The sequence below is a fragment of the Vreelandella boliviensis LC1 genome (assembly GCF_000236035.1).
Taxonomy (GTDB): domain Bacteria; phylum Pseudomonadota; class Gammaproteobacteria; order Pseudomonadales; family Halomonadaceae; genus Vreelandella; species Vreelandella boliviensis.
In genome coordinates this window covers 1,071,216-1,094,891 of the sequence record NZ_JH393257.1, presented here as the reverse complement: position 1 = coordinate 1,094,891, position 23,676 = coordinate 1,071,216, and the positions used below count along the sequence as shown (strand labels likewise).

Below are 23,676 nucleotides of genomic sequence, written 5' to 3'. Positions count from 1 at the left end.
GAGCAGCAGCCGCCGCGCCGTGAGGCGCCATACAATGTGCTAGTGGAATGCTCTGGAAAGGGCAGCCATAGCGGGTGATAGCCCCGTACACTATAGGAGACTGAGTATGACTATCGGTTTAGTCGGTAAAAAGGCCGGGATGACCCGTGTCTTTACCGAAGACGGCGCGTCTGTGCCCGTAACCGTTATTGAAGTTGATCCTAATCGTGTTACTCGCGTTAAATCTGTCGATTCTGACGGTTACGCAGCGATTCAGGTCACATCTGGCTCTCGTAAAGCTAAGCACCTCACCAAAGCGCAGGCTGGTCAGTTTGCCAAGGCGGGTGTTGAAGCTGGTCGTGCACTGATGGAGTTTCGTCTTGCAGAAGGCGAAGAGATTCCTGAAGTCGGCGGCGAAATCACCGTATCCCTCTTCGAAGCTGGTCAAATGGTTGACGTGACTGGCACCTCTAAGGGTAAAGGCTTCCAGGGTGCTGTTAAGCGCTGGAACTTCCGTACCCAAGATATGACTCACGGTAACTCTCTGTCGCATCGCGCGCCGGGTTCTATCGGCATGTGTCAGACACCGGGTCGCGTTTTCAAAGGCAAAAAGATGGCCGGTCAAATGGGTAACGCCCGTTGCACCGTGCAGAGCCTTGAGATCGTCCGTGTCGACGCCGAGCGTAACCTGCTGCTGATTAAAGGCGCCGTACCGGGTGCTCCCGGTAGTGACGTTATCGTTCGCAGCGCCGTGAAAGCAGGCTGAAGGGGATAATTACCAATGAATCTGAATCTTGCTGCAGGCGCGGGTACCGTTGAAGTAGCCGACGCCACTTTTGGCAAAGAATTCAACGAAGCGCTTGTTCACCAAGTGGTCACTGCCTATTTGGCGGCTGGTCGTCAGGGAACTCGCGCACAAAAGAGTCGTTCCGACGTTCGTGGCGGTGGTAAGAAGCCGTGGCGTCAGAAAGGCACCGGTCGTGCACGTGCCGGTACCATCCGCTCTCCGCTATGGCGTAGTGGTGGCGTAACCTTCGCGGCGCGTCCGCAAGACTACACCCAGAAGGTTAACCGCAAGATGTACCGTGCAGCGATGCGCTCTATCTTGTCAGAGCTGGTACGTCAAGAGCGTTTAGTGGCGATTGAAGAGTTCGTCGTCGATGCGCCTAAGACCAAGCAGGTAGCTGCCAAGCTAAAAGAGCTCAACCTTGAAAAAGTGTTGATCGTGACTGAAGAAGTTGACGAAAAGCTTTATTTAGCCGCACGCAATCTCCCCCACGTTGACGTGGTGGATGTCGCGGCAGCTGACCCGGTAAGTCTGGTCGCCTTTGATAAGGTGCTGATTACCGTCTCCGCCCTGCGTAAATTCGAGGAGAAGCTGGCATGAACCAGGAACGCGTATTTAAGGTTCTGCTTGGGCCGCACGTGACCGAAAAGGCCGCGATGGCAGCCGAGCGCAACCAGTACGTTTTCAAGGTGGCATCTGATGCTACCAAGCCCGAGATCAAGAAGGCCGTTGAAGCACTTTTCGGCAAGAAGGTCGGCAGTGTTCAGGTATTGAACATGAAGGGTAAAACGAAGCGTACTGCGAACGGCGTTGGCCTGCGTAAGGGTTACCGCAAAGCGTATGTGACCCTGGCTGCGGGTGAAACGCTCGAAGACTTCTCTGGCGCCGAATAAGGGCAGGAGTACGGATAATGGCAATCGTCAAGACCAAACCCACTTCCGCCGGTCGTCGCCACGTCGTCAAGATCGTTGGCGAGGAACTGTTTAAAGGCCGTGCTTATGCACCGCTTTTAGAAAAACAGTCCAAGTCCGGCGGCCGTAACAACTACGGTCGTATCACCACCCGCCACGTGGGCGGTGGTCATCGTCACCACTATCGGTTGATCGATTTCAAACGCACCAAGGATGGCATTCCTGCCACCGTTGAGCGTCTTGAGCACGATCCCAACCGCAGTGCGCACATTGCGCTGCTGAAGTATGCCGATGGTGAGCGTCGTTACATCATTGCACCGAAAGGTGTCAGCGCGGGTGCCGTGCTGGAATCTGGTGTTAACGCGTCAATCAAGAAAGGCAATGCCTTGCCGCTGCGCAACATCCCGTTGGGTTCTACGGTGCACTGCATCGAACTCAAGCCGGGTAAAGGCGCGCAGATTGCTCGCAGTGCCGGTACAAGCGCCCAGTTGGTCGCTCGTGAAGGTAACTATGCCACCTTGCGTCTTCGCTCTGGCGAAATGCGTAAAGTGTTGGCCGAGTGCCGTGCGACCTTGGGTGAAGTGAGCAACTCCGAGCACAGCCTGCGTCAACTTGGCAAGGCCGGTGCGAAGCGCTGGAGAGGTGTGCGTCCGACTGTTCGCGGTGTCGCGATGAACCCAGTCGATCACCCGCACGGTGGTGGCGAAGGCCGCACCAGTGGTGGTCGTCACCCGGTATCCCCATGGGGTGTGCCGACTAAGGGTCACAAGACGCGTAAGAACAAGCGCACCGACAAGCTGATCATTCGTCGTCGTAATAAGACGCGTTGATCTAAATTGCCAAGACATTAAGAGGTAACGGCTGTGCCACGTTCACTAAAGAAAGGTCCCTTCATTGACCTTCATCTTTTGAAGAAGGTAGAGGCTGCAGTGGAGAAGAACGATCGCAAACCGATCAAGACTTGGTCGCGTCGTTCTATGATCCTGCCCAATATGGTAGGCCTCACTATCGCGGTCCATAACGGTCGCCAACACGTCCCGGTGCACGTATCCGAGGAAATGGTTGGCCACAAATTGGGCGAATTCGCTGCTACTCGCACTTATCGCGGGCATGCGGCGGATAAAAAAGCCAAACGGTAAGCCAGAGAGGATTGAGAGATGGAAGTCACAGCTAAGCTGCTTGGCGCTCGTTTATCCGCCCAGAAGGCCCGTTTGGTGGCTGACCAGGTGCGCGGTAAACCTGTCGCCGAGGCACTCGACCTGCTGACCTTCTCACCAAAGAAGGCTGCCAAGCTGGTTAAGAAGGTGCTGCAATCCGCGATTGCGAATGCGGAAGAAAATAACGGCATGGATATTGACGAGCTGCGTGTCTCGACCATCTGCGTCGATGAGGGCATGACGCTCAAGCGTATCAAGCCGCGTGCCAAGGGGCGTGCGGATCGTATCTTGAAGCGCACGTGCCACATCACCGTCAAGGTAGCCGAGAAGTAGGAGTCGACCGATGGGTCAGAAAGTCAATCCAACAGGCATTCGACTGGGCATCGTCAAAGACCATGCTTCTGTCTGGTATGCTGAGCGCGGCGCTTACGCCGATAAGCTCAATAACGATCTCGAAGTGCGTAGCTTCCTGGAAAAGCGTCTTAAAAGCGCCTCCGTTAGCCGCATTCACATCGAGCGTCCGGCGAACAACGCCCGCATCACCATTCACACTGCCCGTCCGGGTATCGTGATTGGTAAGAAAGGTGAAGATGTCGACCGTTTGCGTCGCGATCTCACCCAGATGATGGGTGTCCCCGTGCATGTGAACATCGAAGAAGTTCGCAAGCCCGAGCTGGATGCCAAGCTAGTCGCTGCTAACGTAGCGGGTCAGCTTGAGCGTCGCGTGATGTTCCGTCGTGCTATGAAGCGCGCGGTACAGAACGCAATGCGTCTTGGCGCTGGTGGCATCAAGATTCAGCTGTCAGGTCGTCTTGGTGGCGCTGAAATCGCACGTACCGAATGGTACCGCGAGGGTCGCGTTCCGCTGCACACGTTGCGTGCGGATATCGACTACGCCACTTACGAAGCTCACACCACCTATGGCGTTATCGGCGTCAAAGTGTGGATCTTCAAGGGTGAAATCCTCGGTGGTATCGAGGAAGTACGTGCCAAGGCCAAACAGCCTGCCGGCAACGCGCCCAAGAAGAAAGGTTCCAGGTAAGGGGAGAGCGAGTCGATGTTACAGCCCAAGCGTATGAAATTCCGCAAGATGATGAAAGGCCGCAACCGTGGCCTGGCGCATCGCGGAAGCAAGATCAGCTTCGGGGAATACGGCCTTAAAGCTACTGGTCGCGGCCGCATCACTGCGCGTCAGATCGAAGCTGGCCGTCGTGCGATCACACGTCACGTTAAGCGTGGCGGTAAAATCTGGATCCGCGTCTTCCCTGATAAGCCGATCTCCAAGAAGCCGCTCGAAGTTCGTATGGGTAAAGGTAAAGGTTCTGTTGAGTACTGGGTTGCCCAGATCCAACCGGGTCGGGTCCTGTATGAAATTGAAGGCGTGTCGGAAGAGCTCGCACGTGAAGCGTTTGAGCTTGCCGCACAGAAAATGCCCTTATCCACCACCTTTGCGAAACGGACGGTGATGTGATGAAAGCCCAGGAAATTCGTGAAAAGTCCGCAGGAGAGCTCCAGGAGCAACTCCTCGAACTCCTCCGCGAGCAGTTTAACCTGCGCATGCAGAAGGCCACTGGCCAACTGAGCCAGACTCATCTGCTCAAGCAGGTCCGTCGGGATATTGCCCGCGTAAAGACTTTGCTCAACGAGAAGGCAGGTGATTGAGATGGCCGAAGAAAACACAAAGCGTACGCTCACCGGTAAAGTGGTGAGCGATAAGATGGACAAGTCCATCGTCGTCATGATCGAGCGGCGCGAGCGTCACCCGATCTACGGAAAATACGTTAAGCGCTCCACCAAGCTGCACGCCCATGATGAGGCGAACCAAGCTAAGGCAGGCGATACGGTCTCTATTCAAGAGTGCCGTCCGCTTTCCAAGAAAAAAGCTTGGACGCTGGTCGAGGTGGTTGAACACGCCAAGGGTTAATCCCAAGGCTTGTCAACCAGTGCAGTCAGATTAGGTTTGGAGAAAACCGATGATTCAGACTCAGACAATGCTGGATGTCGCCGACAACAGCGGAGCGCGCCGGGTGCAGTGCATCAAGGTGTTAGGCGGTTCACACCGTCGTTACGCTCGCGTTGGTGATATCATCAAGGTCACGGTTAAGGAAGCGATTCCGCGTGGCAAGGTCAAAAAAGGCCAGGTGCTAAAAGCGGTCGTGGTCCGGACCCGTAGTGGCGTCCGTCGTCCCGACGGTTCGCTCATCCGTTTCGATGGAAATGCGGCAGTTTTGTTGAATAACACCAACGAACAGCCAATCGGTACCCGTATTTTTGGGCCGGTGACTCGTGAACTTCGTAATGAAAAGTTCATGAAGATCATTTCCTTAGCGCCTGAAGTGCTGTAAGGAGCGAGGCGGATATGCAAAAGATCAAACGTGACGATGAAGTCATCGTCATCGCCGGGAAGGATAAAGGCAAACGTGGCACCGTTAAGCGGGTACTAGAAAACCGCTTCTTGGTGTCCGGTGTGAACATGATTAAACGTCACACCAAGCCAAATCCCATGGCGGGTAATCAGGGCGGTATCGTCGAGCGTGAGGCTCCGATTCACGCGTCCAACGTAGCCATCTTCAATTCGGAGACCGGTAAGGCGGATCGCGTCGGCTTCCAAGTGAAGGAAGACGGTACCAAGGTACGTATCTACAAGTCGACGCAGACGCAGATCGACGCCTAACGCGAGTCGGGTAGCAAAATGGCGAACTTGAAAGAACGTTATCAAAACGAGGTAGCAGCTCAACTCAAAGAAGAGTTCAGCTATGCCAACGTTATGCAGGTACCCCGGATCACGAAAGTGACTCTGAACATGGGTATCGGCGAAGCAGTCAACGATAAAAAGTTGATTGACAATGCCATCGGCGATCTAGAGAAGCTCTCTGGTCAAAAACCGTTGGTGACCAAGGCACGTAAGTCCATCGCGGGCTTTAAGGTACGTGAAGGTTGGCCAATCGGCATCAAGGTAACACTGCGCGCAGAGCGTATGTGGGACTTCTTGGACCGTTTGGTTTACATTGCGATTCCCCGCGTGCGTGACTTCCGTGGTCTCAACCCGAAGTCTTTCGACGGTCGTGGCAATTACTCTATGGGTGTGCGTGAGCAGATCATCTTCCCGGAGATCGAGTATGATAAAATCGATCGCATCCGGGGGTTGGACGTCACAATCACGACGACCGCCAAAACCGACGAGGAAGGTCGTGCGCTGCTAACCGCGCTGAACTTCCCGTTCAAGAAATAGGGCTGGGATCATGGCTAAGAAAAGTATGGTAGAGCGTGAGCTTAAGCGTACTCAGCTGGTCGCGAAGTATGCGACCAAGCGCGCTGAACTCAAGAAGATCATCTCAGACGTGAATACGACTGAGGAAGACCGCTTCGAGGCGACGCTGAAGCTGCAGCAACTGCCGCGCGACTCAAGCCCGGTGCGTCAGCGTAACCGCTGCCGTATCACCGGTCGTCCGCACGGTTTTTACAACAAGTTCGGTCTCGGCCGTAACAAGCTGCGTGAAGCCGCCATGCGTGGCGACGTTCCTGGGTTGAAAAAATCCAGTTGGTAACGCCACGTAGAATTATCAGGAGCGCACATTAAATGAGCATGCAAGACACTCTGGCGGATATGTTTACCCGTATCCGCAATGCGCAGATGGCCACCAAGGAGACGGCAACCATGCCGTCCTCCAAGCTGAAAGTGCAAGTGGCCCGAGTGCTAAAGGAAGAAGGCTATATTGCCGACTTTGCGGTAGCAGAGGGCGCTAAGCCTGAGCTAACCGTGACTCTCAAGTATTTTGAGGGTAAGCCGGTCATTGAGCACATTCAGCGGGTTTCCAAGCCGTCCCTGCGCCGCTACATGGGCAAGGACAACTTGCCTAAGGTTGCCGATGGCCTGGGTATCGCGATTGTCACCACATCAAATGGTGTCATGACCGATCGTGCCGCGCGCCAAGCGGGTGTCGGTGGCGAAGTCATCTGCACCGTATTCTAGGAGGCTGGAATGTCCCGCATAGCGAAATATCCGGTTAAAGTGCCTGCCGGCGTTGAGATTAAAATCAATGCTGACCAGCTAACCGCCAAAGGCGGCCAGGGCACGCTATCTATGACCATCCACTCTGATGTAGTGGTCGGTCAAGAAGATGGCCAGCTGACCTTCGCCCCGAGTGAGTCTGCCAAGAGCTGGGCCATGGCCGGTACTACCCGCGCCCTAGTTCAGAACCTGGTAACGGGCGTATCCGAGGGTTTCACAAAAACTCTCGAAATTGTTGGCGTCGGTTATCGTGCCCAAGCTAAGGGCCAGACGCTCAATCTTTCACTGGGCTTCTCGCACCCGGTCGACTATGAACTGCCTAAAGGTGTCTCAGCGGAAACGCCGAAGAACACCGTTATCGTGCTGAAAAGCGCGGATAAGCAGATGCTCGGCCAGTGCGCCGCGGAAATCCGCGCCTTCCGTCCTCCCGAGCCGTACAAAGGCAAGGGTGTTCGGTACGCCGACGAGCAGGTGCGTCGCAAAGAAGCCAAGAAGAAGTAAGGCAGGGTTATGAACGCGAAGAAAGAATCTCGTCTCCGTCGTGCCCGCCGCGCTCGCGCAAAGATCCGCGAGCTGGGCGTGTATCGCCTGTGCGTCAACCGTACCCCGCGTCACATCTATGCGCAGATTATCTCGCCGGATGGTGGCAAGGTGCTAGCCAGTGCTTCTACGCTGGACAAAGCACTGCGCGAGGGTGCGACCGGCAATTCAGATGCGGCCTCTAAAGTAGGTGCTCTGATTGCTGAACGCGCTAAAGAAGCAGGCATCACCCAGGTGGCCTTCGACCGTGCTGGCTTTAAGTATCACGGCCGCGTCAAGGCGCTGGCCGACGCCGCACGTGAAGGCGGCCTGGAATTCTAAAGGGTTTTACGATGGCGAAGAACGAACAGCAAAGCGGTGATCTGCAAGAGAAGTTAGTGCAGGTCAACCGCGTCGCCAAGGTGGTCAAAGGTGGTCGTATTTTCGGCTTCACCGCACTGACCGTCGTTGGTGATGGTAAAGGTCGTGTCGGTTTCGGTCGTGGCAAGGCGCGTGAAGTGCCTGTCGCAATCCAGAAAGCGATGGATCAAGCTCGTCGCAACATGGTCAAGGTGAACCTTGCTGGCCATACGCTGCAGTACCCGGTCAAAGCCCGTCACGGTGCTTCCAAGGTGTACATGCAGCCGGCTTCAGAAGGTACCGGTATTATCGCCGGTGGCGCCATGCGCTCTGTATTAGAGCTCGCCGGTGTCCACGATGTACTGGCCAAGTGCTACGGTTCCACTAACCCGGTTAACGTGGTACGGGCGACTGTTAAAGGTCTCTCCTCCATGCAAGCACCGGAAGACGTGGCCGCTAAGCGCGGTCTGTCTGTCGAAGCGATCACGGGGTAAGACACCATGGCAGCAACGATCAAGTTTACCCAGATCCGGAGCACCATCGGCATCATGCCCAAGCACAAAGCTACTATGAAGGGCTTGGGTCTGCGTCGCATCGGTCATACGGTTGAACTGGAAGACACCCCCGCCGTACGCGGCATGATCAACAAGGTTAACTACCTTGTGCGCGTTGAGGGAGAGTAATCCATGAAACTCAATAGCCTAAGCCCGGCTCCGGGCTCCAAGCACGCTGCAAAGCGTGTGGGTCGTGGCATCGGTTCCGGTCTTGGTAAGACCGGTGGCCGTGGTCACAAAGGTCAGAAAGCACGTAGTGGCGGCAGTGTTAAGCCCGGTTTCGAAGGCGGTCAGATGCCTTTGCAGCGTCGTTTACCGAAATTCGGTTTTACGTCTGCAAAGTCTCTGGTCTCTGAAGAAGTACGCCTGGCTGAGCTTGCTAAAGTTGCCGGTGGCGAAGTCACCATGGCTTCTTTGAAAGAAGCCAACGTGCTGAAGGATTCTACGCTACACGCGAAGATCATCCTTTCTGGCGAACTGAAAACAGCGGTTACCGTTCGCGGAATCAAGGTCACCAAAGGTGCCCGTGAAGCGATCGAAGCCGCTGGCGGCAAGGTAGAGGACTAAATGGCCAAGTCAGGAAACATGCCGGCGATGGGCAGCGGTCTGAGTGAACTGTGGGCGCGTTTGCGCTTCGTGCTCCTCGCCATCGTGGTGTACCGTATTGGTGCCCACATTCCCGTTCCCGGTATCAATCCTGACCAGCTTGCTGCCTTGTTTAGGGAGCAACAGGGCACCATCCTTGGCATGTTTAACATGTTCTCGGGTGGCGCCCTGGAGCGCATGAGTGTTCTCGCCCTGGGTATAATGCCCTATATATCGGCGTCAATTATCATGCAGCTCATGACTGCGGTCTCCCCTCATCTTGAACAACTCAAGAAAGAGGGTGAGGCTGGCCGCCGCAAGATTAGCCAGTACACCCGCTACGGCACGGTGATACTGGCGTTTGTCCAGGCTGTCGGTATGTCCGTCGGTCTGGCTAGCCAAGGCATCGCGTACACTGCTGACTTCAGCTTCTTTTTCACCGCCGTGATTACGTTTGTATCGGGCGCGGTGTTTATGATGTGGTTAGGTGAGCAGATTACCGAGAAGGGCATCGGCAACGGTATTTCGCTGCTGATTTTCGCCGGTATTGTTGCTGGACTACCCAGTGCCGTGGGCCAAGCCTTCGAGCTTGCCCGTAATGAAGGGGCCTGGAATGTTCTGCCGCTGTTAGCGCTGTCAGTGTTAGGTATTGCGACTGTCGCTTTTGTAGTTTTCATTGAGCGTGGCCAACGCCGCCTTAAGGTTAACTACCCTCGGCGACAAGTGGGCAATAAGATGTATGCAGGGCAAAGTAGCTACCTGCCTTTGAAGGTCAACATGGCCGGTGTTATCCCGGCGATTTTTGCCTCCAGTATCCTGCTCTTCCCGGCCTCTATTGGTCAGTGGGTAGGTGCCGGTGAAGGTATGGAGTGGTTGCAGCGTGCATCTCAAGCATTAGGCCCAGGTCAACCGCTTTACATCTTGCTTTTCGCGGCGGCAGTGGTATTCTTCTGCTTCTTTTACACAGCGCTGGTCTTCAACCCCAAGGATGTGGCTGACAATCTTAAAAAGTCAGGCGCTTTCCTGCCGGGCATTCGCCCCGGCGAGCAGACCGCTCGCTATATCGACAAGGTCATGACACGTCTGACCCTGTTCGGTGCCTTGTATATCACTGCGGTTTCCTTGATGCCCCAGTTCTTGATTGTGGCGTGGAACGTGCCGTTCTTTTTCGGCGGTACCTCGTTGTTAATCGTAGTCGTGGTCATCATGGACTTCATGGCCCAGGTGCAGTCGCATCTCATGTCGCATCAGTATGACTCAGTGATGAAGAAGTCCAACCTGAAAGGCTACGGTAGCGGCGGTATCATGCGCTGAGGCGCCGTCCACCCCTATTAAATTAGAGAGTGGCGCGCCGCGAGCCGGTTTTTGGAGAAAGATCGATGAAAGTTCGAGCTTCCGTAAAGAAAATGTGCCGTAACTGCAAGATCATTCGTCGCAATGGCGCTGTCCGCGTCATCTGCAGCGAGCCGCGGCACAAACAACGCCAGGGTTAATAGCCTGGGTTGTATTAAGCGGGTGCCAGCATACCCCTTGCCTTAGGGCACTCAAAGGGGTATGCTGTTGCGCCTTTTGTAGATGAATAAACGAGCAAGCCGCTCAAATTTCGGAGTAAGCTGATGGCCCGTATTGCAGGCGTCAATATCCCGGACAACAAGCATGCGGCGATCTCGCTGACCTATATCTTCGGGATTGGCCGTACCCGTGCTGAGCACATCTGTGCAGCAGCCGGTATTGCCATGAATGCCAAGATCCAGGATCTGTCTTCTGAAGAAGTCGACACCCTGCGTTCTGAAGTTGGCAAGTACACCGTAGAAGGCGACCTTCGTCGTGATGTTACGCTTAACATTAAGCGTCTCATGGACTTAGGCTGCTACCGTGGTCTGCGTCATCGTCGTAGTCTTCCGCTGCGTGGTCAGCGGACTAAGACTAACGCGCGCACCCGTAAGGGCCCGCGTAAGCCGATCCGCAAATAACACGCACGTTCTGGCGTAAAGACAGGAATAGACATCAACATGGCTAACCCGCGTAGTAACCGTAAAAAGGTTAAAAAGCAGGTAGTGGATGCGATTGCGCATATCCATGCCTCTTTTAACAACACGATCGTGACGATCACAGACCGCCAGGGCAATGCTCTTTCATGGGCAACTGCCGGTGGTTCGGGTTTTCGTGGTTCTCGCAAGAGCACCCCGTTCGCTGCTCAAGTGGCAAGCGAACGTGCAGCAACTGCTGCAGCCGAGTATGGTGTGAAAAACGTAGACGTACTGGTTAAAGGCCCAGGTCCCGGTCGTGAATCCGCCGTGCGCGCATTGAATGCCGCAGGCTTCCGCGTGCAAAGCATCGTAGACGCGACGCCCATTCCCCATAATGGCTGCCGTCCGCCGAAGAAACGCCGCGTTTAAGGAGACAGATTCATGGCTCGTTATATTGGACCGAAGTGCAAACTGTCTCGTCGTGAAGGCACCGATCTCTTTTTGAAGAGTGGCGTGACTCCCTTCGAGAAAAAGTGTAAATCCGAGCAGATTCCGGGTGTACACGGCCAACGTCGTCAACGTCTTTCAGACTACGGCTTGCAGCTTCGCGAGAAGCAAAAAGTACGTCGCATGTATGGCGTACTCGAAAAACAGTTCCGTAACTACTACAAAGAAGCCGCTCGCCTGAAAGGCGCAACCGGTGAGGTATTGTTGCAGTTGCTCGAATCCCGACTGGATAACGTCGTCTACCGCATGGGCTTCGGTTCGACTCGCTCTGAAGCGCGTCAGCTGGTCAGCCACAAGGCGATTTCCGTGAACGGTCGCACCGTTAACGTAGCTTCCTATCAAGTGAAGCCGGGTGACGTTGTTTCCATTCGCGAAAAGGCGAAAAACCAAGCACGTATTCAAAGCGCGTTGTCCATTGCGGCCAACCGTGGCGATATCGCTTGGATCGAAATCGACGCCAAGAAGATGGAAGGCACTTTCAAGGCTCTGCCTGAACGCGGTGACCTGTCTGCCGACATCAACGAAAACCTGATCGTCGAGCTGTACTCCAAGTAAGCAGTTTTCTGTTTCTTGTCGATCTGGTGCCGGTTTAAAGCCAGTACCAGGTCGTACCGAGTACCAAGTATCCGTTTGGCAGCCTGAAAGGTGTTCATATGCAGCGTTCAGTGACAGAGTTTCTCCGTCCTCGCGACATCAAGGTCGAAGAAATCAGCGCACATCACGCCAAAATTGTGCTCGAACCGTTCGAGCGTGGCTTTGGTCACACCCTGGGGAATGCACTGCGCCGCATTCTGCTTTCGTCTATGCCCGGCTGTGCTGTGGTAGAGGCTGAAATCGCCGGTGTTGAGCATGAATACAGTGCGCTCGAAGGGGTGCAGGAAGATGTCATTGAAATCCTCCTGAACTTGAAAGATGTTGCGATCAAGATGCACAGCCGCGATGAGGCGGTGCTCACGCTGAACAAGCAGGGCCCAGCCGTCGTCACCGCTGGCGACATTGCGCTTGATCATAGCGTCGAAATCGTCAACCCGGACCACGTCATTGCTCATGTCAATGAAGGTGCCGAGCTGAAAATTCAGCTTAAGGTAGCGCTGGGTCGTGGCTACGAGCCGGCTGACGCGCGTGGCTCAGATGAAGAGACACGTGCCATTGGCCGCCTGCAGCTGGATGCCACCTTCAGCCCTGTCCGCCGTGTTTCTTACTCGGTTGAAGCCGCTCGTGTAGAGCAGCGCACCGATCTCGATAAGCTAATTATCGATTTGGAAACCGACGGTACCCTGGATCCGGAAGAGGCTATCCGTCGCAGTGCGACCATCCTGCAAGAGCAGCTGGCCGCCTTCGTCGACCTGGAAGCTGATAAAGAACAGGAAGTCGAAGAGGAAGAGGATCATGTCGATCCAATTCTATTGCGCCCCGTAGACGATCTTGAGTTGACCGTTCGTAGCGCGAACTGCCTAAAAGCCGAGAATATTTACTACATCGGTGATCTTATCCAGCGCACAGAAGTTGAGCTGTTGAAGACACCGAATCTCGGTAAAAAGTCTTTGAATGAAATCAAAGATGTATTGGCGGCTCGCGGCTTGTCCCTTGGCATGCGGTTGGAACATTGGCCACCGGCAAGCCTAAAGGACGACAAAGCCTCCGCGTGAGCGTCGACTTGAGTCCCAGTTTGGTAAGGAATTACAACCATGCGTCATCGTAAGAGTGGTCGTCATCTGAATCGTACCAGCTCGCACCGTCAGGCCATGTTTAAGAACATGTCTGTCTCGCTGGTCGAACATGAAGTCATTAAGACAACCCTGCCCAAAGCCAAGGAGCTGCGTCGCGTTATCGAGCCGCTGATCACCTTGTCTAAGCAGGATAGCGTTGCAAACCGTCGTTTGGCGTTTGCCCGTACGCGCTCTAAAGAAGCCGTCGGTAAACTGTTCGATGAACTAGGTCCGCGTTATGCCGAGCGTCCGGGCGGTTACGTCCGTATCCTTAAGTGCGGCTTCCGCACCGGCGACAACGCGCCTATGGCGTTCGTTGAGCTAGTTGACCGTCCGGTTGTTGAAGAAGCAGCTGCAGAAGAGTAATCCTCTGCGCTAGGCCTCTTTGGTAGCGAATGAAAACCGACCCCTTTGAGGGTCGGTTTTTTTATGCGTGTATTTATGTTCTCTTTTTCTACGCTTAACTGCGTATTAATCACCTATACTCGGCTTATTATTAAACGTAGTGAGGGTTGCCATGCCGCCAGGGAAAGCCTTGCGTTGTACCCTGAATGTGGCATGGTAGTTAAACAGTGGATAGGTACTAGCGCATTGATAACAAGCAAGGGGCAGGTATGTATGCGAGGGTAAAAAAGATCGCCGGTGGAACGTCGGCGGTATGGGCACTGAGTATGTTACTACTGCTTACGCTGTCCATGGTCTCCAGCGTTCAGGCCGACAACCCACGCTACGCGGGGATTGTCGTGGACTTGGATAATGGCGAGGTGCTCTACGCCGAGAACATTGACGATCAGCGCTACCCTGCGTCACTCACCAAAATGATGACGCTCTATCTGACCTTTGAAGCGTTAGAAGAAGGTAGCCTGCGTTTAAATCAGCCTTTGCCTGTCTCTCATTATGCGGCCGCCAAGCCTGCCGTAAAGCTGTGGCTGGCTGCTGGTAGCACTATTCCAGTTGATACCGCTATTCGCGCCCTAGCGGTTCGTTCTGCCAATGATGTTGCAGCTGTGGTCGCCGAAGCGCTGGGGGGCAGCGAAGCGCATTTTGCACAGATGATGACCACCAAGGCGCGCGAGCTGGGCATGCATGCCACTACCTTTCGCAATGCCTCTGGCTTGCCGGATGACGGTCAGATCACCACCGCGCGGGATATGCTGACGCTTTCGGTGCGGGTGATGCAGGATTTCCCTCAGTACTACCACTACTTTGGCCTTCAAGAGTTTAGCTACCGCGGTACCCGGCATACCAGTCACAATCAGTTGGTGCGCGACTACCCGGGCGCGGATGGCTTAAAAACCGGTTTTATTCGTGCTTCTGGCTTTAATGTGGCAACTACCGCGGTTCGCGGTAATCGGCGATTGGTAGGGGTTGTAATGGGTGGATTTACATCACAATCGCGGAATAATCATATGGCCAACCTACTAGACCGCAGCTTCCTGCGTGCGTCGCTACGCGACCAGCAAAGCTGGATGGGCGACACCAGCTTCTCACGCGAATTTATGGCCTTTGCGCCACCTGCTCAGCCGATTGCGCCACAGCAGCCTGCGCCACGTCAACCGCTGTTGGCAGTAGTAGAAACTACAACGTCATCACCATCATTTGATGCTGCGTCAGCAAATTCTGTCCCTGCAACGTCCGTTGTGGATATTGATGAGCAGTTGGCCGATATAGCTACCATTCAGCGCCCTGCTCCTGAGAGCGAGGTTACGCAGCGCGATCCACTGCAAGCCTTTATTGAGCGAGAGAGGCAGTTGGCTTCTACTGATGGAACAGGCGGTGGCTGGGGGGTTCAGGTGGGGGCTTTCAGCCGAGAAGCCCAAGCGCGGCAATTGGCGCAGCAGGCGGCTCAGCGCATCGCCGAGAGTTTAGGTGGGCGTGTGGCTGTGGACACAGTAGAGGGTCTAAACCCGGTTTATCGCGCCCGTCTAATGGCGCTGGATGAACCGCGCGCTCGCCAAGCGTGTCGTGAGCTACACTCCCAAGGCATGGACTGCATGGTCGTCAACGCCAGCCTGTAATTGGGCCAGTAACTGAGTTGGTATGCTAGCTTTGGTGCTAGCCCACCCCGCCAATGCTTAACAGGCGGGGTTTTTGCTTTTAGGCCGTTAACAAATAGCAGTTAACCGTTCACGATTTTGAGTCAGCGATCAACAGCCAAACGGAGAGCGCGCGATGACAACCTCGCTGAAGGGCATACTCTGCATGTGTTTTGGCGTTCTGTTTTTAGCCCTAGGCGACGCCGTTTCCAAATGGTTAGGCGAGGTGCATTCACCGCTGCAGATTATTTTCTTCCGTGCTCTGGTCTCGCTACCGATGATTGCGCTACTTGCCCATTTTGCCGGAGGGTTGCGCAAGCTGCGGACTAAACGGCCGGGCGTCCATTTTCTGCGCGGATTGATCTATACCGCCACCATGGTCTGTTTCGTATGGGGGTTAACGCTATTGCCCCTTGCGGAAGCCACGGCGATTGCCTTTGTGGCGCCGCTGTTCGTGACTTTACTCTCGGTGCCATTGCTGGGTGAGCGTATTGACCCACCGGTGCTGATTGCATCCTTAGTGGGTTTTGTGGGGGTTCTGATCGTGGTGCGGCCTAACGGCGATGCATTTCAGATTGGCGCGCTGGTGTTGGTGGGCGCGGCGCTATTTTATGCGCTGATGATGATTACCGCTCGCCGCTACGGCGCCCGCGAACACCTCTGGGCAATGCTGTTTTACATGACCTGTGTGCCGCTGGCCGTGACCGCGCTAACGCTGCCGTGGGTGTGGCAAACACCCCTCCCGTGGCACTGGGTAGGGTTTCTCGCCTCGGGAATATTGGGCGTCGCGGCCACCGCTTTTATTACCTTGGCCTTTCGGTTTGCGCCTGCGGCCATCGCCGCTCCGTTTGATTACACCGCCATGCTCTGGGCGGTTCTGTTGGGCTGGTGGTTCTGGGGTGAAATGCCGGATCTCTGGGTCTGGGTAGGCAGCGCCTTGATAATGGGTAGCGGGTTAGCGGTGGCGTATCACGACCGTAGGACAACCCTTAAGCGCCGCCCAACCGCATAGCCAAAGGCGCTCTACCGTTACTTTATGATCTAGGTCACGGAAGCTGTGTGCTTAGCAACACAGCGTGATTGGGCTGGTTATAATCCAGCCCTTTCATCGCAGTCCGCTGCGTGCCATCGTCTTGATCACGGTGACTGACTATGCAAGCTCCCGAACGACTTAAGCAAGCCCCCGAACTGCTTTCCCCTGCCGGTACCTTCAAAAACATGCGTTACGCCTTTGCCTATGGGGCTGATGCGGTTTACGCAGGGCAGCCGCGCTACTCTCTGCGGGTGCGTAACAACGATTTTAAAATTGATAACTTACACCGCGGTATTGAGTACGCCCATGCACGGGGCAAGCAGTTTTATGTGGCATCCAACATTGCCCCTCACAACAGCAAGCTGAAAACCTACCTGCAGGACATGGAGCCGGTGATTGAGGCAGGGCCCGATGCGCTGATTATGTCGGATCCTGGCTTAATTATGCTGGTACGCGAACGTTGGCCGGAACAAGCTATCCATCTCTCGGTGCAGTCGAATGTAGTCAACTGGGCTGCCGCCCAGTTCTGGCAGCGGCAAGGTATTAGCCGCATCATTTTGTCCCGGGAGCTGTCACTGGAAGAGATCGGCGAAATACGCGACAAGTGCCCAGGCTTAGAGATCGAAACCTTTGTTCACGGCGCGCTGTGTATCGCCTATTCAGGGCGTTGCCTGCTGTCGGGTTATTTCAATCATCGAGACCCTAACCAAGGTACCTGCACAAACGCCTGTCGCTGGAAATACAACACCATAGCGGCGACCCATGATGACACGGGCGACTTAATACCCACCCATGGAGCTGGCAACGCAGCGGCTGCCAATCAGGACGAGCTTTCGGCGCTGATTGAAGACGTTTCCCGCCCTGGCAAGCTGATGCCTGTGTATGAAGATGAGCACGGCACCTACATCATGAATTCCAAGGATCTTCGAGCGGTGCAGCACGTGGCTCGCCTGAATCAAATGGGCGTGGCGTCACTAAAGATTGAAGGGCGCACCAAATCCCATTATTACGTTGCGCGTACAGCGCAAGTCTATCGGCAAGCCATTGATGACGCCGTCGCTGGGCGTTCCTTTAATAAAAGGCTAATGGATGAACTGGAGAACCTAGCGAATAGAGGCTACACCGAAGGCTTCTATCAGCGCCATGTGCACGGTGAATTCCAAAGCTATGAGCAGGGGCACTCCATTGGTGTACACCAGCAGTTTGTCGGTGAAGTGCTGGGTTTTGATCCGGCTCATGGCACGCTGGAGGTAGAGGTTAAAAACCGTTTCGAAGTGGGGGATGGCATGGAGCTTATGCTGCCAAGTGGCAATCACCGCTTCGTGCTCGACCATATCGAAAACCGGCGTGGTGAAGCGCAAAGCGCAGCACCTGGCTCGGGGCATCGCGTGCATATCCCCATCCCCAATGTCAGCATTACTCCTGAACAGCTTGAGTTTGCGCTCTTAATGCGTGATCTCACGCCTTCCAACGCAGCACAACCTGAATCGCTAGGGGTATCAATTAGCTAAACGCATAAACATCCATCGCAAGCACACCGTGCTCCACACTGTGGTGCAGCTGTTTTGCGTCGCCTCCTGCCCCCATGGCCACCAGCAGCGGCTGGAAGTGTTCAAGGGTCGGGTGGTTCTCCCGCGCGTTGGGCGCTTGCTCCCAGTGCAGCAGCGCCTCACGGTCGTTGGCGATAAGGCGGTCGTTCACCCAAGTGGCAAATTCATCTGCCCAGGCAGGCATGGGGCTATCCTGGGGCATGAGTTCATACAGGTTGTGGGTCAGGCTGCCCGAGCCAATAACCAAAATTCCCTCTTTCCGCAGTGCCGTCAGGCGCTCGCCCAGCGCGACCAGCTCTTGATTGCTCCAGCGCACCGGTAGCGAAAGGGAAACAACCGGCACCTTGGCGTCAGGAAACATCAGCGAAAGGGGCACCCAGGCGCCGTGATCAAAACCGCGCTCTACCCGTTCAGCGCCCAGTAACACGGCAAGCCGCTCTGCCAGTTCAGGCTCTCCAGGGGCGGGGTACTGGCACTCGAACAGTGCCCGTGGGAAGCCGCCAAAATCGTGTATGGTCTCCGGCTTGGCGCTGGTACTGACCTTGAGCGCCAGGCTCTCCCAGTGTGCCGACACCACTACCACCGCCTTGGGCGAAAGCCGTTTGCCCAGTTCGCGTAGAAAGGCGTGAGCCGGGGTTTTATTAAGCGCCAGCATGGGCGAACCATGGGAAATAAACAGGCTAGGTAACATCAGTGACTCTCCACACCAGTGCCAGAGCTGGCGGTGAAGCGAGCACTGGCGATTGTTTTAGGTAGGCATTAGCATTAGGCGAAGCGGCGGCTTAAAACCCAGCGGCCGCTGCCCAGCCCCGCTTGAACGATCAGAGCAACTGCCCAAAATACCGGGAATTCCCAGCCGCCTCCGGCATTTGAGAACATCCAACCATTGCCAAAATGCACCAAAGCAGCACCAAGCAGCACCGGGACCAGGGCCAGGCTCACCCAGCGGGTATATACGCCAAGCAGCAGGGCGATACCGCCGCCGACTTCGGCAGCAATGGTCAAGTAGGCCAGAAATCCAGGTAAACCCAGTGATTCAAAATAGCCGACGGTGCCCGGCAGGGTAAACACAAACACCTTGAGCAAACCGTGGGCGAGGGCCATTACCCCCAAGGCAATACGCAGTAGCGAGATAGCATGGGGCTGTAGAGAGTGTTGTAGAGAGTGCTGTAGAGAGTGCTGTAGAGAAGGAGTGGCGTGAGTAGGGGTTGTCATAGAAGTAGCTTCCATCAAGTGGTTGATGGCACTACTTTACCGTCGGATCATATCGAGATAATCAGCACATTGTGCACATCACTGTTGCGTAATTGGCGACAATCCGATGTTCTGCTCCCAAACCGGTGGATCGCCCCATGCCTCGGTGAGCAGGTCGATAAAGCGCTCCACCTTGGCAGGCAGGTAACGCCGGGCGGGGTAGAGCGCGTGAACATCAAGCCGCACCGTTGGCTCATGGGTCAAAATGGGCACTAAACGCCCGCTGGCGATACTCTCTGTGATTAGAAAGCTGGGCTGCTGAGCGATGCCTAAGCCCGCTTCTGCGGCGTGGGTGAGTACATCGCCATTATTGCTTTCCAGCGGGCCACTGACCGTCAATGACTGTGTGGCAATCTGCCAGTCAGCGCTGTGCTGGCCGCTGCGATAGCGCAGGCAGTGGTGGTCGGCAAGGGCCTTAACGCTGCGGGGTTCACCGTGGACGGCAAGGTATTCAGGTGATGCGCAAAACAGCAGGCGGCAACGGGTTAGGCGGCGCGCCACCAGGCTTGAGTCTGGAAGGCTGCCGATACGAATGGCGACGTCATACCCCTCTTCCAACAGATCAACGCGACGGTCGTTCAGATCCAATCGCACTTCAAGCGCCGGGTGGGCCTGCATAAATTGAGCAACGAGAGGCGCCAGGTAGCGGGTGCCAAAACTCATTGGCCCATTAACGCGCAGCCGCCCGCGCACATCGCTGGTACCTTGGCCCACCTCGGCGTCGGCTTCCTCAAGCGCTTGCAGTACCCCCTGGGCGCGGACTAAATAGCGCTCCCCGGCCTCAGTGAGGTGTAGCCGTCGCGTGGTGCGCTGTATCAGTCGCGCACCCAATGCCCCTTCGAGTGCCATGACCTGGCGTGATACGCGAGAGCGGGAAATATCCAGCGTTTCAGCGGCGCGGGTATAGCTACCCAGTTCGGCTACCCGCACAAAAGCCACGATATGCTCTAACTGATTCATGACGCAGAAGCGGCTTGGAAAACTTGAAAAGTGCGCGCTGCCTGGTAGGGGTCGGGCTGACCACAAATGGCCGATATCACCGCTAAACCGTTCGCTCCCGCCCGCTGCACGCTAATCGCATGGCTGGCTTTCAGCCCCCCGATGGCCACGCTGGGTAGTGGGCAAGCCTTGACCAGCGAAGCCAAGCCGCCAAAGCCGATGGGCTGGGCGTGATCCTGTTTGCTCTGGGTGCCAAATACGGGACCAATCCCCACATAGTCGAGTAGTTCAAACGGCGTGGCTTGCAGCTGGGCGATAGTGTTGATCGACAGGCCAATAATAGCCTGCTCACCTAACAACCGGCGCGCTGCCTGAACGGCGGCGTCGCTCTGGCCGACATGCAGGCCATCTGCCTGGCTTTCAAGCGCCACCTGCAAACGGTCGTTAATGATCAGCGGCACACCTGTGCCCGCTAGAACCGCTTTTAACCGTTTGGCTTGGACAATCATCTGTTCATCGCTGGCATGCTTATCACGCAACTGTACGATGGTTACACCGCCTCTTACCGCGGCTTCAACCGTCTGCTCCAAACCCACATCGCCGCACAGTGCAGCGTCGGTTACTAAGTAAAGCGATAGATCAAGCGGCATGGATTGTCTCCAACTGTGCATGGGTGGTGAGGTCTTCAGGGTTGAGTTGGTACAGCGCATCCAGCAGTGCCACTTGAAAACTACCAGGCCCCTGGGCGTTGCTGCCCGCCCGTTCACCGGCGATGGCAAAGCAGGCCAGCGCGGCCGTTGTTGCACCCAGAGGGGAGTCGCGATTTGCAGCGACAAACCCCGCTACTAGCGCGCTCAGCCCACAGCCAAGCGTTGTCACGCGGGGCATCAAAGGGTGGCCACCGCGAATACGGTAGTGCTGTGTGCCGTCCGTCACCCAGTCGCTTTCACCGGTCATTGCTACAATGCAGGCGTGTTTGTGTGCCAGTGCTATCGCTGCGTCCACGGCTTGGTCGGTAGCGGCGGTCGAGTCCGCCCCGCGGCCTTGGCTGGCTAAGCCGTTAAGGGCAAGAATTTCAGACGCATTGCCACGAATCACGCTGGGTTTAGCAGCCAGCAGCTGCGTGCAAAGCGTTTGGCGATAGCGCGTCGCGCCAACGGCGACGGGGTCTAATACCCAGGGAATGGCATTCTGCTGGGCGGTCGCTGTGGCGGTCAGCATAGCGTCAGCCCAGTGGGAGGAGATAGTGCCGATGTTAATCGACAGCCCCGCGGAAATAGCTGTGAACTCAGCCACTTCTTCAGGCGCATGCAGCATGGCGGGCGACGCGCCGGTAGCTAACAACAGGTTGGCAGTGCTGTTCATGGCCACATAGTTGGTCATACAGTGAACCAGTGGTGTCGTTGTGCGCAGCGTCTCAAGGTAATCGCCAAGCGGGCGTAGGGTCATAGCATCCTCCCGGCAGGGAGGTGGTAAGCAGTACCACGACTCCCTACGCCGGTGTTATCCGGTTCAGGTTCAAAGGGTGCTTCTCAGCCCATCCGTGACGGAGGGCGCCCCTGTCGAGCGATTACTATCCTTGCCTGCAGTAGCCCTGTAAAGCCCCGAATGCGGATGATGGCCATCTAGCGAAATGAAATGCGCGTACCGTAGGTAAGCATTTCATCAGGCGTTATCGCTTTACCTTCTACCCCAATCATCTCGTCACCGCACTGGTCGGCGAAGGTCAGTACGCCATGGGTCAAACCCAGTTGACCAAGCGTGTCGCGGATTTCACCCGTGCCCAGAAAAGTGCTGACGTGGCCCTTGTTATCGCTCAGGTCAGACACGCCGTTGGCGTGGTGAAAACGCACTTTGTAGATCCCATCCATCGACTCAACTTCAACAATCGGTGAAAAACCGTTGTGAAGCGCATTGGCAAGCTGTTTAAGCGTCAGCTGGTCACCCAGTGTCATATCAATCGCACTCATGGAAAACTCCTGGTGGACGCCTCAAATGTGGGGCATCACTCATGTTGCGGGAATTGCTTTTGTAAAGCTTATGAATAATAAGTGTAGGGGTTTTGTTTATGATTGCCAGTGCGCTTATCGGTGCATCGAGAAGACACGGCCTACGTGCTTGTAAGGGCTAGCATTATGGCAACAAAGCCCCCATGGTAAGCGGTATATGAGGCTCAATAGAGCCAATGAGCAACATTAGCGACAGGAGAGCGAAATGAGTTTTCAAGGCGAGCAGCATCCCGGCGTCGTGGCCACACCACCCCAGACCCAAGGGTTTCGTTTAAACCACACCATGCTGCGGGTGAAAGACCCTGAACAGGCACTGGCGTTCTACTCAAAAGTGTTTGGCATGCAGGTGATGCGGCGGCTGGATTTCGAAGAGATGCAGTTCTCACTGTATTTCCTGGCCAACTTGGAGCCCAACGACAGTGTGCCGGAAGATGCGCAAGCGCGTACCGCCTGGACGTTTAGTCAGAAGGGGCTGTTAGAGTTGACCCATAACTGGGGCACCGAGCATAAGGACGACTTTGCCTACCACGATGGCAACGCCGAACCCCAGGGCTTCGGACATATCTGCTTTAACGTGCCGGATCTAGCAGCGGCCCAGGCGTGGTTCGACGAGCACGATGTCACCTTCGTCAAACGCTCTGATCAAGGCAAGATGAAAGATGTTATCTTCGTTAAAGACCCGGACGGCTACTGGATCGAAGTGATTCAGGCAGACCTGATGGTAGGAAAGAGCGACTCTTGAGGCACGCCTATGGCTGAACTACTGTTCCGGCTGCGCCATGTGACCGACGAAGAAGCCATGGAAGTGCGTGACCTGCTCGCCGCCCATGGCTTTGATACCTATGAAACCCAGGCGGGTTTCTTCCGCTTGGGCATCGATGCTATTTGGCTGCGCAACCCGCATCAACATGACGCTGCCATCGCGGCATTAGAGGCCTATCAGGCGGAGCGCCTTGAGCGCGTCCAGCGGGAGCACCAGGCGGCAGTTGAGCGGGGCGAGCAGATGACCCTGTGGAAGCGCCTGGCCGCTCACCCGCTGCAGGTCGTGCTGGTGCTCGTAGCCGTGGGACTTATTGCCGCCCTTACGCTACTGCCGTTCCTGGGCCTGTCACGCGCCTAAGCCGCAGGTAGGTGGCCGCGCTTGAGGTACATCATGACGCCATCATCACCGGCGGTTAATGCCGGTGCTGCACCGCTGGGGTAGCGACACCAGGTGCCCGCTGTGTAGCTCTGCTCGCTATCGCTCAGCGTGCCTTCCAGAATCAACAACTCCAGACCGCCCAGCAGCGTGGGGTAGGCAATGGACGTGCCTGCCGACCAGCGTTCCAAGCTGGTACGCTCCTGCTTGTAGGTGTGCAGCATCTTATAGGCAATGCGCGGGCGCCGATCCGGCTGCCAGGGCAGCCGATGGGCCGGCACCGCCAGCTGTAGCGTGTCGTTAGGATCGAACTGGTGCAGTTTGACAAAAATCAGCGCGCCTTCCTCGCCAATGTTTGGCGTATGGCCGGTGCCGATGGGGTTTCTTAGGTAGCTGCCCGCCGCGTAGCGCCCATGCTCATCGGCGAACACGCCTTCCAGCACTAGAATCTCTTCGCCGCCGCCGTGGGTATGCCGCTCAAACTGCGTATTGGGGGCGTAACGGACAAGGCTGGTGGCGCGGGCAACTTCGTCGCCAATACGGTCAAACATCATGCGTTCTACCCCCGCACTGGGGGAGTCGACCCACTGATACTCTTCCGGGGTAACGCAGGCAAAGTGGCTAAAATCGGCGTTTAAACGCATGGGAAAGGGCTCTTCGCAGTGAA

Annotated in this window: 39 protein-coding genes and 1 riboswitch; of the genes, 32 read left to right on the top strand and 7 right to left on the bottom strand. The window is 55.8% G+C overall.

Annotation, left to right across the window (positions count from 1 at the left end):
• Positions 1-106 precede the first annotated feature (106 nt).
• The 30 genes from rplC to trhP all read left to right on the top strand — a co-directional run bounded on the left by rplC (position 107) and on the right by trhP (position 17,630).
• Complete coding sequence (rplC, locus tag KUC_RS04830; RefSeq protein WP_007112006.1) at positions 107-745, top strand: 50S ribosomal protein L3; 639 nt, start codon at positions 107-109, stop codon at positions 743-745.
• Positions 746-760: 15 nt separating this feature from the next.
• Positions 761-1,366 (top strand): 50S ribosomal protein L4, encoded by a 606-nt coding sequence (gene rplD / locus KUC_RS04825; protein WP_007112005.1) that lies wholly within the window; start codon positions 761-763, stop codon positions 1,364-1,366.
• Complete coding sequence (gene rplW, locus KUC_RS04820; protein WP_008959167.1) at positions 1,363-1,659, top strand: 50S ribosomal protein L23; 297 nt, start codon at positions 1,363-1,365, stop codon at positions 1,657-1,659. The genes rplD and rplW overlap by 4 nt, the downstream gene beginning before the upstream one ends.
• Before the next feature lie 17 nt (positions 1,660-1,676).
• Positions 1,677-2,507, top strand: a complete 831-nt coding sequence (gene rplB, locus KUC_RS04815) for a 50S ribosomal protein L2 (RefSeq protein WP_007112003.1) — start codon at positions 1,677-1,679, stop codon at positions 2,505-2,507.
• A gap of 33 nt (positions 2,508-2,540) precedes the next feature.
• Entirely contained in the window at positions 2,541-2,816 is a 276-nt protein-coding gene (gene rpsS, locus KUC_RS04810) for a 30S ribosomal protein S19 (protein WP_009098993.1), read from the top strand.
• Positions 2,817-2,834: 18 nt separating this feature from the next.
• Positions 2,835-3,167: a 50S ribosomal protein L22 gene (rplV, locus tag KUC_RS04805; RefSeq protein ID WP_007112002.1), complete on the top strand. Its 333-nt coding sequence runs from the start codon at positions 2,835-2,837 to the stop codon at positions 3,165-3,167.
• A 10-nt stretch (positions 3,168-3,177) separates the two neighbouring features.
• Positions 3,178-3,876: a 30S ribosomal protein S3 gene (rpsC, locus tag KUC_RS04800; RefSeq protein WP_007112001.1), complete on the top strand. Its 699-nt coding sequence runs from the start codon at positions 3,178-3,180 to the stop codon at positions 3,874-3,876.
• A gap of 15 nt (positions 3,877-3,891) precedes the next feature.
• Positions 3,892-4,305 (top strand): 50S ribosomal protein L16, encoded by a 414-nt coding sequence (gene rplP, locus KUC_RS04795; protein ID WP_007112000.1) that lies wholly within the window; start codon positions 3,892-3,894, stop codon positions 4,303-4,305.
• Positions 4,305-4,496 carry a 50S ribosomal protein L29 gene (gene rpmC / locus KUC_RS04790; protein WP_007111999.1) on the top strand — a complete coding sequence of 64 codons (192 nt, stop codon included), beginning with the start codon at positions 4,305-4,307 and terminating at the stop codon, positions 4,494-4,496. The genes rplP and rpmC overlap by 1 nt, the downstream gene beginning before the upstream one ends.
• 1 nt (position 4,497) lies before the next feature.
• Positions 4,498-4,758, top strand: a complete 261-nt coding sequence (rpsQ, locus tag KUC_RS04785; RefSeq protein WP_007111998.1) for a 30S ribosomal protein S17 — start codon at positions 4,498-4,500, stop codon at positions 4,756-4,758.
• 49 nt (positions 4,759-4,807) lie between these two features.
• A complete protein-coding gene (rplN, locus tag KUC_RS04780; RefSeq protein WP_008959163.1) occupies positions 4,808-5,179 on the top strand; it encodes a 50S ribosomal protein L14 in 372 nt (123 codons plus the stop codon).
• A 14-nt stretch (positions 5,180-5,193) separates the two neighbouring features.
• Positions 5,194-5,508, top strand: coding sequence for a 50S ribosomal protein L24 (gene rplX, locus KUC_RS04775; RefSeq protein WP_007111996.1), 315 nt, complete (start codon positions 5,194-5,196; stop codon positions 5,506-5,508).
• An 18-nt stretch (positions 5,509-5,526) separates the two neighbouring features.
• Positions 5,527-6,066, top strand: coding sequence for a 50S ribosomal protein L5 (rplE, locus tag KUC_RS04770; protein ID WP_007111995.1), 540 nt, complete (start codon positions 5,527-5,529; stop codon positions 6,064-6,066).
• A 10-nt stretch (positions 6,067-6,076) separates the two neighbouring features.
• Positions 6,077-6,382: a 30S ribosomal protein S14 gene (rpsN, locus tag KUC_RS04765; protein WP_040479530.1), complete on the top strand. Its 306-nt coding sequence runs from the start codon at positions 6,077-6,079 to the stop codon at positions 6,380-6,382.
• A 32-nt stretch (positions 6,383-6,414) separates the two neighbouring features.
• Positions 6,415-6,807, top strand: coding sequence for a 30S ribosomal protein S8 (gene rpsH / locus KUC_RS04760; protein ID WP_007111993.1), 393 nt, complete (start codon positions 6,415-6,417; stop codon positions 6,805-6,807).
• Between the two features lie 9 nt (positions 6,808-6,816).
• A complete protein-coding gene (gene rplF, locus KUC_RS04755; protein ID WP_007111992.1) occupies positions 6,817-7,347 on the top strand; it encodes a 50S ribosomal protein L6 in 531 nt (176 codons plus the stop codon).
• A 9-nt stretch (positions 7,348-7,356) separates the two neighbouring features.
• A complete protein-coding gene (gene rplR, locus KUC_RS04750) occupies positions 7,357-7,707 on the top strand; it encodes a 50S ribosomal protein L18 (protein ID WP_008959159.1) in 351 nt (116 codons plus the stop codon).
• An 11-nt stretch (positions 7,708-7,718) separates the two neighbouring features.
• The gene (gene rpsE, locus KUC_RS04745) at positions 7,719-8,219 is read left to right on the top strand and encodes a 30S ribosomal protein S5 (RefSeq protein ID WP_007111990.1); all 501 of its coding nucleotides are present in this window, start codon (positions 7,719-7,721) and stop codon (positions 8,217-8,219) included.
• A gap of 6 nt (positions 8,220-8,225) precedes the next feature.
• Positions 8,226-8,408 (top strand): 50S ribosomal protein L30, encoded by a 183-nt coding sequence (rpmD, locus tag KUC_RS04740; protein WP_040479528.1) that lies wholly within the window; start codon positions 8,226-8,228, stop codon positions 8,406-8,408.
• 3 nt (positions 8,409-8,411) lie between these two features.
• Positions 8,412-8,846 carry a 50S ribosomal protein L15 gene (gene rplO, locus KUC_RS04735; RefSeq protein WP_040479525.1) on the top strand — a complete coding sequence of 145 codons (435 nt, stop codon included), beginning with the start codon at positions 8,412-8,414 and terminating at the stop codon, positions 8,844-8,846.
• A complete protein-coding gene (secY, locus tag KUC_RS04730; RefSeq protein ID WP_040479522.1) occupies positions 8,847-10,178 on the top strand; it encodes a preprotein translocase subunit SecY in 1,332 nt (443 codons plus the stop codon).
• A 65-nt stretch (positions 10,179-10,243) separates the two neighbouring features.
• Positions 10,244-10,357, top strand: a complete 114-nt coding sequence (gene rpmJ, locus KUC_RS19255) for a 50S ribosomal protein L36 (RefSeq protein ID WP_008959154.1) — start codon at positions 10,244-10,246, stop codon at positions 10,355-10,357.
• A gap of 123 nt (positions 10,358-10,480) precedes the next feature.
• Positions 10,481-10,837, top strand: coding sequence for a 30S ribosomal protein S13 (rpsM, locus tag KUC_RS04725; protein WP_007111986.1), 357 nt, complete (start codon positions 10,481-10,483; stop codon positions 10,835-10,837).
• Positions 10,838-10,876: 39 nt separating this feature from the next.
• Positions 10,877-11,263: a 30S ribosomal protein S11 gene (rpsK, locus tag KUC_RS04720; RefSeq protein WP_007111985.1), complete on the top strand. Its 387-nt coding sequence runs from the start codon at positions 10,877-10,879 to the stop codon at positions 11,261-11,263.
• A gap of 12 nt (positions 11,264-11,275) precedes the next feature.
• Positions 11,276-11,896, top strand: coding sequence for a 30S ribosomal protein S4 (gene rpsD / locus KUC_RS04715; protein ID WP_008959152.1), 621 nt, complete (start codon positions 11,276-11,278; stop codon positions 11,894-11,896).
• A 98-nt stretch (positions 11,897-11,994) separates the two neighbouring features.
• Entirely contained in the window at positions 11,995-12,990 is a 996-nt protein-coding gene (locus KUC_RS04710) for a DNA-directed RNA polymerase subunit alpha (protein WP_007111983.1), read from the top strand.
• A 39-nt stretch (positions 12,991-13,029) separates the two neighbouring features.
• Positions 13,030-13,416: a 50S ribosomal protein L17 gene (gene rplQ, locus KUC_RS04705; RefSeq protein WP_040479518.1), complete on the top strand. Its 387-nt coding sequence runs from the start codon at positions 13,030-13,032 to the stop codon at positions 13,414-13,416.
• A gap of 248 nt (positions 13,417-13,664) precedes the next feature.
• On the top strand, positions 13,665-15,068 hold the full coding sequence (locus KUC_RS04700) for a D-alanyl-D-alanine carboxypeptidase family protein (RefSeq protein ID WP_141243443.1): 1,404 nt from the start codon (positions 13,665-13,667) through the stop codon (positions 15,066-15,068).
• A 154-nt stretch (positions 15,069-15,222) separates the two neighbouring features.
• Positions 15,223-16,098: a DMT family transporter gene (locus tag KUC_RS04695; RefSeq protein ID WP_040479515.1), complete on the top strand. Its 876-nt coding sequence runs from the start codon at positions 15,223-15,225 to the stop codon at positions 16,096-16,098.
• Positions 16,099-16,238: 140 nt separating this feature from the next.
• The gene (gene trhP, locus KUC_RS04690; RefSeq protein ID WP_007111979.1) at positions 16,239-17,630 is read left to right on the top strand and encodes a prephenate-dependent tRNA uridine(34) hydroxylase TrhP; all 1,392 of its coding nucleotides are present in this window, start codon (positions 16,239-16,241) and stop codon (positions 17,628-17,630) included.
• Here trhP and KUC_RS04685 read toward each other — a convergent pair.
• The 6 genes from KUC_RS04685 to KUC_RS04660 form a co-directional block, all read right to left on the bottom strand.
• Positions 17,623-18,360, bottom strand: a complete 738-nt coding sequence (locus tag KUC_RS04685; RefSeq protein ID WP_007111978.1) for a DODA-type extradiol aromatic ring-opening family dioxygenase — start codon at positions 18,358-18,360, stop codon at positions 17,623-17,625. The two genes, trhP and KUC_RS04685, sit on opposite strands and share 8 nt — an antisense overlap.
• A gap of 74 nt (positions 18,361-18,434) precedes the next feature.
• Positions 18,435-18,899, bottom strand: coding sequence for a DoxX family protein (locus KUC_RS04680; RefSeq protein ID WP_007111977.1), 465 nt, complete (start codon positions 18,897-18,899; stop codon positions 18,435-18,437).
• A 63-nt stretch (positions 18,900-18,962) separates the two neighbouring features.
• Entirely contained in the window at positions 18,963-19,883 is a 921-nt protein-coding gene (locus KUC_RS04675) for a LysR family transcriptional regulator (RefSeq protein ID WP_007111976.1), read from the bottom strand.
• Complete coding sequence (gene thiE / locus KUC_RS04670; RefSeq protein WP_007111975.1) at positions 19,880-20,512, bottom strand: thiamine phosphate synthase; 633 nt, start codon at positions 20,510-20,512, stop codon at positions 19,880-19,882. Before thiE ends, KUC_RS04675 begins: the two co-directional genes overlap by 4 nt.
• On the bottom strand, positions 20,502-21,311 hold the full coding sequence (gene thiM / locus KUC_RS04665; protein WP_007111974.1) for a hydroxyethylthiazole kinase: 810 nt from the start codon (positions 21,309-21,311) through the stop codon (positions 20,502-20,504). Before thiM ends, thiE begins: the two co-directional genes overlap by 11 nt.
• 23 nt (positions 21,312-21,334) lie before the next feature.
• Positions 21,335-21,433, bottom strand: a riboswitch (TPP riboswitch).
• Between the two features lie 54 nt (positions 21,434-21,487).
• On the bottom strand, positions 21,488-21,832 hold the full coding sequence (locus KUC_RS04660) for a hypothetical protein (protein WP_007111973.1): 345 nt from the start codon (positions 21,830-21,832) through the stop codon (positions 21,488-21,490).
• A gap of 244 nt (positions 21,833-22,076) precedes the next feature.
• Between KUC_RS04660 and gloA the strand changes: the two genes are divergently transcribed.
• Complete coding sequence (gloA, locus tag KUC_RS04655) at positions 22,077-22,613, top strand: lactoylglutathione lyase (protein ID WP_007111972.1); 537 nt, start codon at positions 22,077-22,079, stop codon at positions 22,611-22,613.
• Between the two features lie 9 nt (positions 22,614-22,622).
• Positions 22,623-22,991, top strand: a complete 369-nt coding sequence (locus tag KUC_RS04650) for a DUF6164 family protein (RefSeq protein ID WP_007111971.1) — start codon at positions 22,623-22,625, stop codon at positions 22,989-22,991.
• On the opposite strand, the gene KUC_RS04645 is transcribed toward KUC_RS04650, so the two are convergent.
• A complete protein-coding gene (locus KUC_RS04645; protein ID WP_007111970.1) occupies positions 22,988-23,653 on the bottom strand; it encodes a cupin domain-containing protein in 666 nt (221 codons plus the stop codon). The genes KUC_RS04650 and KUC_RS04645 overlap by 4 nt on opposite strands.
• Positions 23,654-23,676 lie beyond the last annotated feature (23 nt).

Bases quoted from the DNA above. Each gene is read 5' to 3' on its own strand.
- rplQ (WP_040479518.1), top strand. From the start codon at position 13,030: ATGCGTCATCGTAAGAGTGGTCGTCATCTGAATCGTACCAGCTCGCAC.
- rpsC (WP_007112001.1), top strand. From the start codon at position 3,178: ATGGGTCAGAAAGTCAATCCAACAGGCATTCGACTGGGCATCGTCAAA.
- thiM (WP_007111974.1), bottom strand. From the start codon at position 21,311: ATGACCCTACGCCCGCTTGGCGATTACCTTGAGACGCTGCGCACAACG.
- rpsQ (WP_007111998.1), top strand. From the start codon at position 4,498: ATGGCCGAAGAAAACACAAAGCGTACGCTCACCGGTAAAGTGGTGAGC.
- rplF (WP_007111992.1), top strand. From the start codon at position 6,817: ATGTCCCGCATAGCGAAATATCCGGTTAAAGTGCCTGCCGGCGTTGAG.
- secY (WP_040479522.1), top strand. From the start codon at position 8,847: ATGGCCAAGTCAGGAAACATGCCGGCGATGGGCAGCGGTCTGAGTGAA.
- rplO (WP_040479525.1), top strand. From the start codon at position 8,412: ATGAAACTCAATAGCCTAAGCCCGGCTCCGGGCTCCAAGCACGCTGCA.
- KUC_RS04660 (WP_007111973.1), bottom strand. From the start codon at position 21,832: ATGAGTGCGATTGATATGACACTGGGTGACCAGCTGACGCTTAAACAG.
- rplC (WP_007112006.1), top strand. From the start codon at position 107: ATGACTATCGGTTTAGTCGGTAAAAAGGCCGGGATGACCCGTGTCTTT.
- thiE (WP_007111975.1), bottom strand. From the start codon at position 20,512: ATGCCGCTTGATCTATCGCTTTACTTAGTAACCGACGCTGCACTGTGC.
- rpsK (WP_007111985.1), top strand. From the start codon at position 10,877: ATGGCTAACCCGCGTAGTAACCGTAAAAAGGTTAAAAAGCAGGTAGTG.
- rplD (WP_007112005.1), top strand. From the start codon at position 761: ATGAATCTGAATCTTGCTGCAGGCGCGGGTACCGTTGAAGTAGCCGAC.
- rplP (WP_007112000.1), top strand. From the start codon at position 3,892: ATGTTACAGCCCAAGCGTATGAAATTCCGCAAGATGATGAAAGGCCGC.
- KUC_RS04700 (WP_141243443.1), top strand. From the start codon at position 13,665: ATGTATGCGAGGGTAAAAAAGATCGCCGGTGGAACGTCGGCGGTATGG.
- rplV (WP_007112002.1), top strand. From the start codon at position 2,835: ATGGAAGTCACAGCTAAGCTGCTTGGCGCTCGTTTATCCGCCCAGAAG.
- rpsN (WP_040479530.1), top strand. From the start codon at position 6,077: ATGGCTAAGAAAAGTATGGTAGAGCGTGAGCTTAAGCGTACTCAGCTG.
- KUC_RS04680 (WP_007111977.1), bottom strand. From the start codon at position 18,899: ATGGAAGCTACTTCTATGACAACCCCTACTCACGCCACTCCTTCTCTA.
- KUC_RS04645 (WP_007111970.1), bottom strand. From the start codon at position 23,653: ATGCGTTTAAACGCCGATTTTAGCCACTTTGCCTGCGTTACCCCGGAA.
- KUC_RS04685 (WP_007111978.1), bottom strand. From the start codon at position 18,360: ATGTTACCTAGCCTGTTTATTTCCCATGGTTCGCCCATGCTGGCGCTT.
- KUC_RS04695 (WP_040479515.1), top strand. From the start codon at position 15,223: ATGACAACCTCGCTGAAGGGCATACTCTGCATGTGTTTTGGCGTTCTG.
- rplR (WP_008959159.1), top strand. From the start codon at position 7,357: ATGAACGCGAAGAAAGAATCTCGTCTCCGTCGTGCCCGCCGCGCTCGC.
- rpmJ (WP_008959154.1), top strand. From the start codon at position 10,244: ATGAAAGTTCGAGCTTCCGTAAAGAAAATGTGCCGTAACTGCAAGATC.
- rpsH (WP_007111993.1), top strand. From the start codon at position 6,415: ATGAGCATGCAAGACACTCTGGCGGATATGTTTACCCGTATCCGCAAT.
- rpsD (WP_008959152.1), top strand. From the start codon at position 11,276: ATGGCTCGTTATATTGGACCGAAGTGCAAACTGTCTCGTCGTGAAGGC.
- KUC_RS04650 (WP_007111971.1), top strand. From the start codon at position 22,623: ATGGCTGAACTACTGTTCCGGCTGCGCCATGTGACCGACGAAGAAGCC.
- KUC_RS04675 (WP_007111976.1), bottom strand. From the start codon at position 19,883: ATGAATCAGTTAGAGCATATCGTGGCTTTTGTGCGGGTAGCCGAACTG.
- rpsM (WP_007111986.1), top strand. From the start codon at position 10,481: ATGGCCCGTATTGCAGGCGTCAATATCCCGGACAACAAGCATGCGGCG.
- rpmD (WP_040479528.1), top strand. From the start codon at position 8,226: ATGGCAGCAACGATCAAGTTTACCCAGATCCGGAGCACCATCGGCATC.
- rplW (WP_008959167.1), top strand. From the start codon at position 1,363: ATGAACCAGGAACGCGTATTTAAGGTTCTGCTTGGGCCGCACGTGACC.
- rplE (WP_007111995.1), top strand. From the start codon at position 5,527: ATGGCGAACTTGAAAGAACGTTATCAAAACGAGGTAGCAGCTCAACTC.
- rplX (WP_007111996.1), top strand. From the start codon at position 5,194: ATGCAAAAGATCAAACGTGACGATGAAGTCATCGTCATCGCCGGGAAG.
- KUC_RS04710 (WP_007111983.1), top strand. From the start codon at position 11,995: ATGCAGCGTTCAGTGACAGAGTTTCTCCGTCCTCGCGACATCAAGGTC.
- rplB (WP_007112003.1), top strand. From the start codon at position 1,677: ATGGCAATCGTCAAGACCAAACCCACTTCCGCCGGTCGTCGCCACGTC.
- rplN (WP_008959163.1), top strand. From the start codon at position 4,808: ATGATTCAGACTCAGACAATGCTGGATGTCGCCGACAACAGCGGAGCG.
- rpmC (WP_007111999.1), top strand. From the start codon at position 4,305: ATGAAAGCCCAGGAAATTCGTGAAAAGTCCGCAGGAGAGCTCCAGGAG.
- gloA (WP_007111972.1), top strand. From the start codon at position 22,077: ATGAGTTTTCAAGGCGAGCAGCATCCCGGCGTCGTGGCCACACCACCC.
- trhP (WP_007111979.1), top strand. From the start codon at position 16,239: ATGCAAGCTCCCGAACGACTTAAGCAAGCCCCCGAACTGCTTTCCCCT.
- rpsE (WP_007111990.1), top strand. From the start codon at position 7,719: ATGGCGAAGAACGAACAGCAAAGCGGTGATCTGCAAGAGAAGTTAGTG.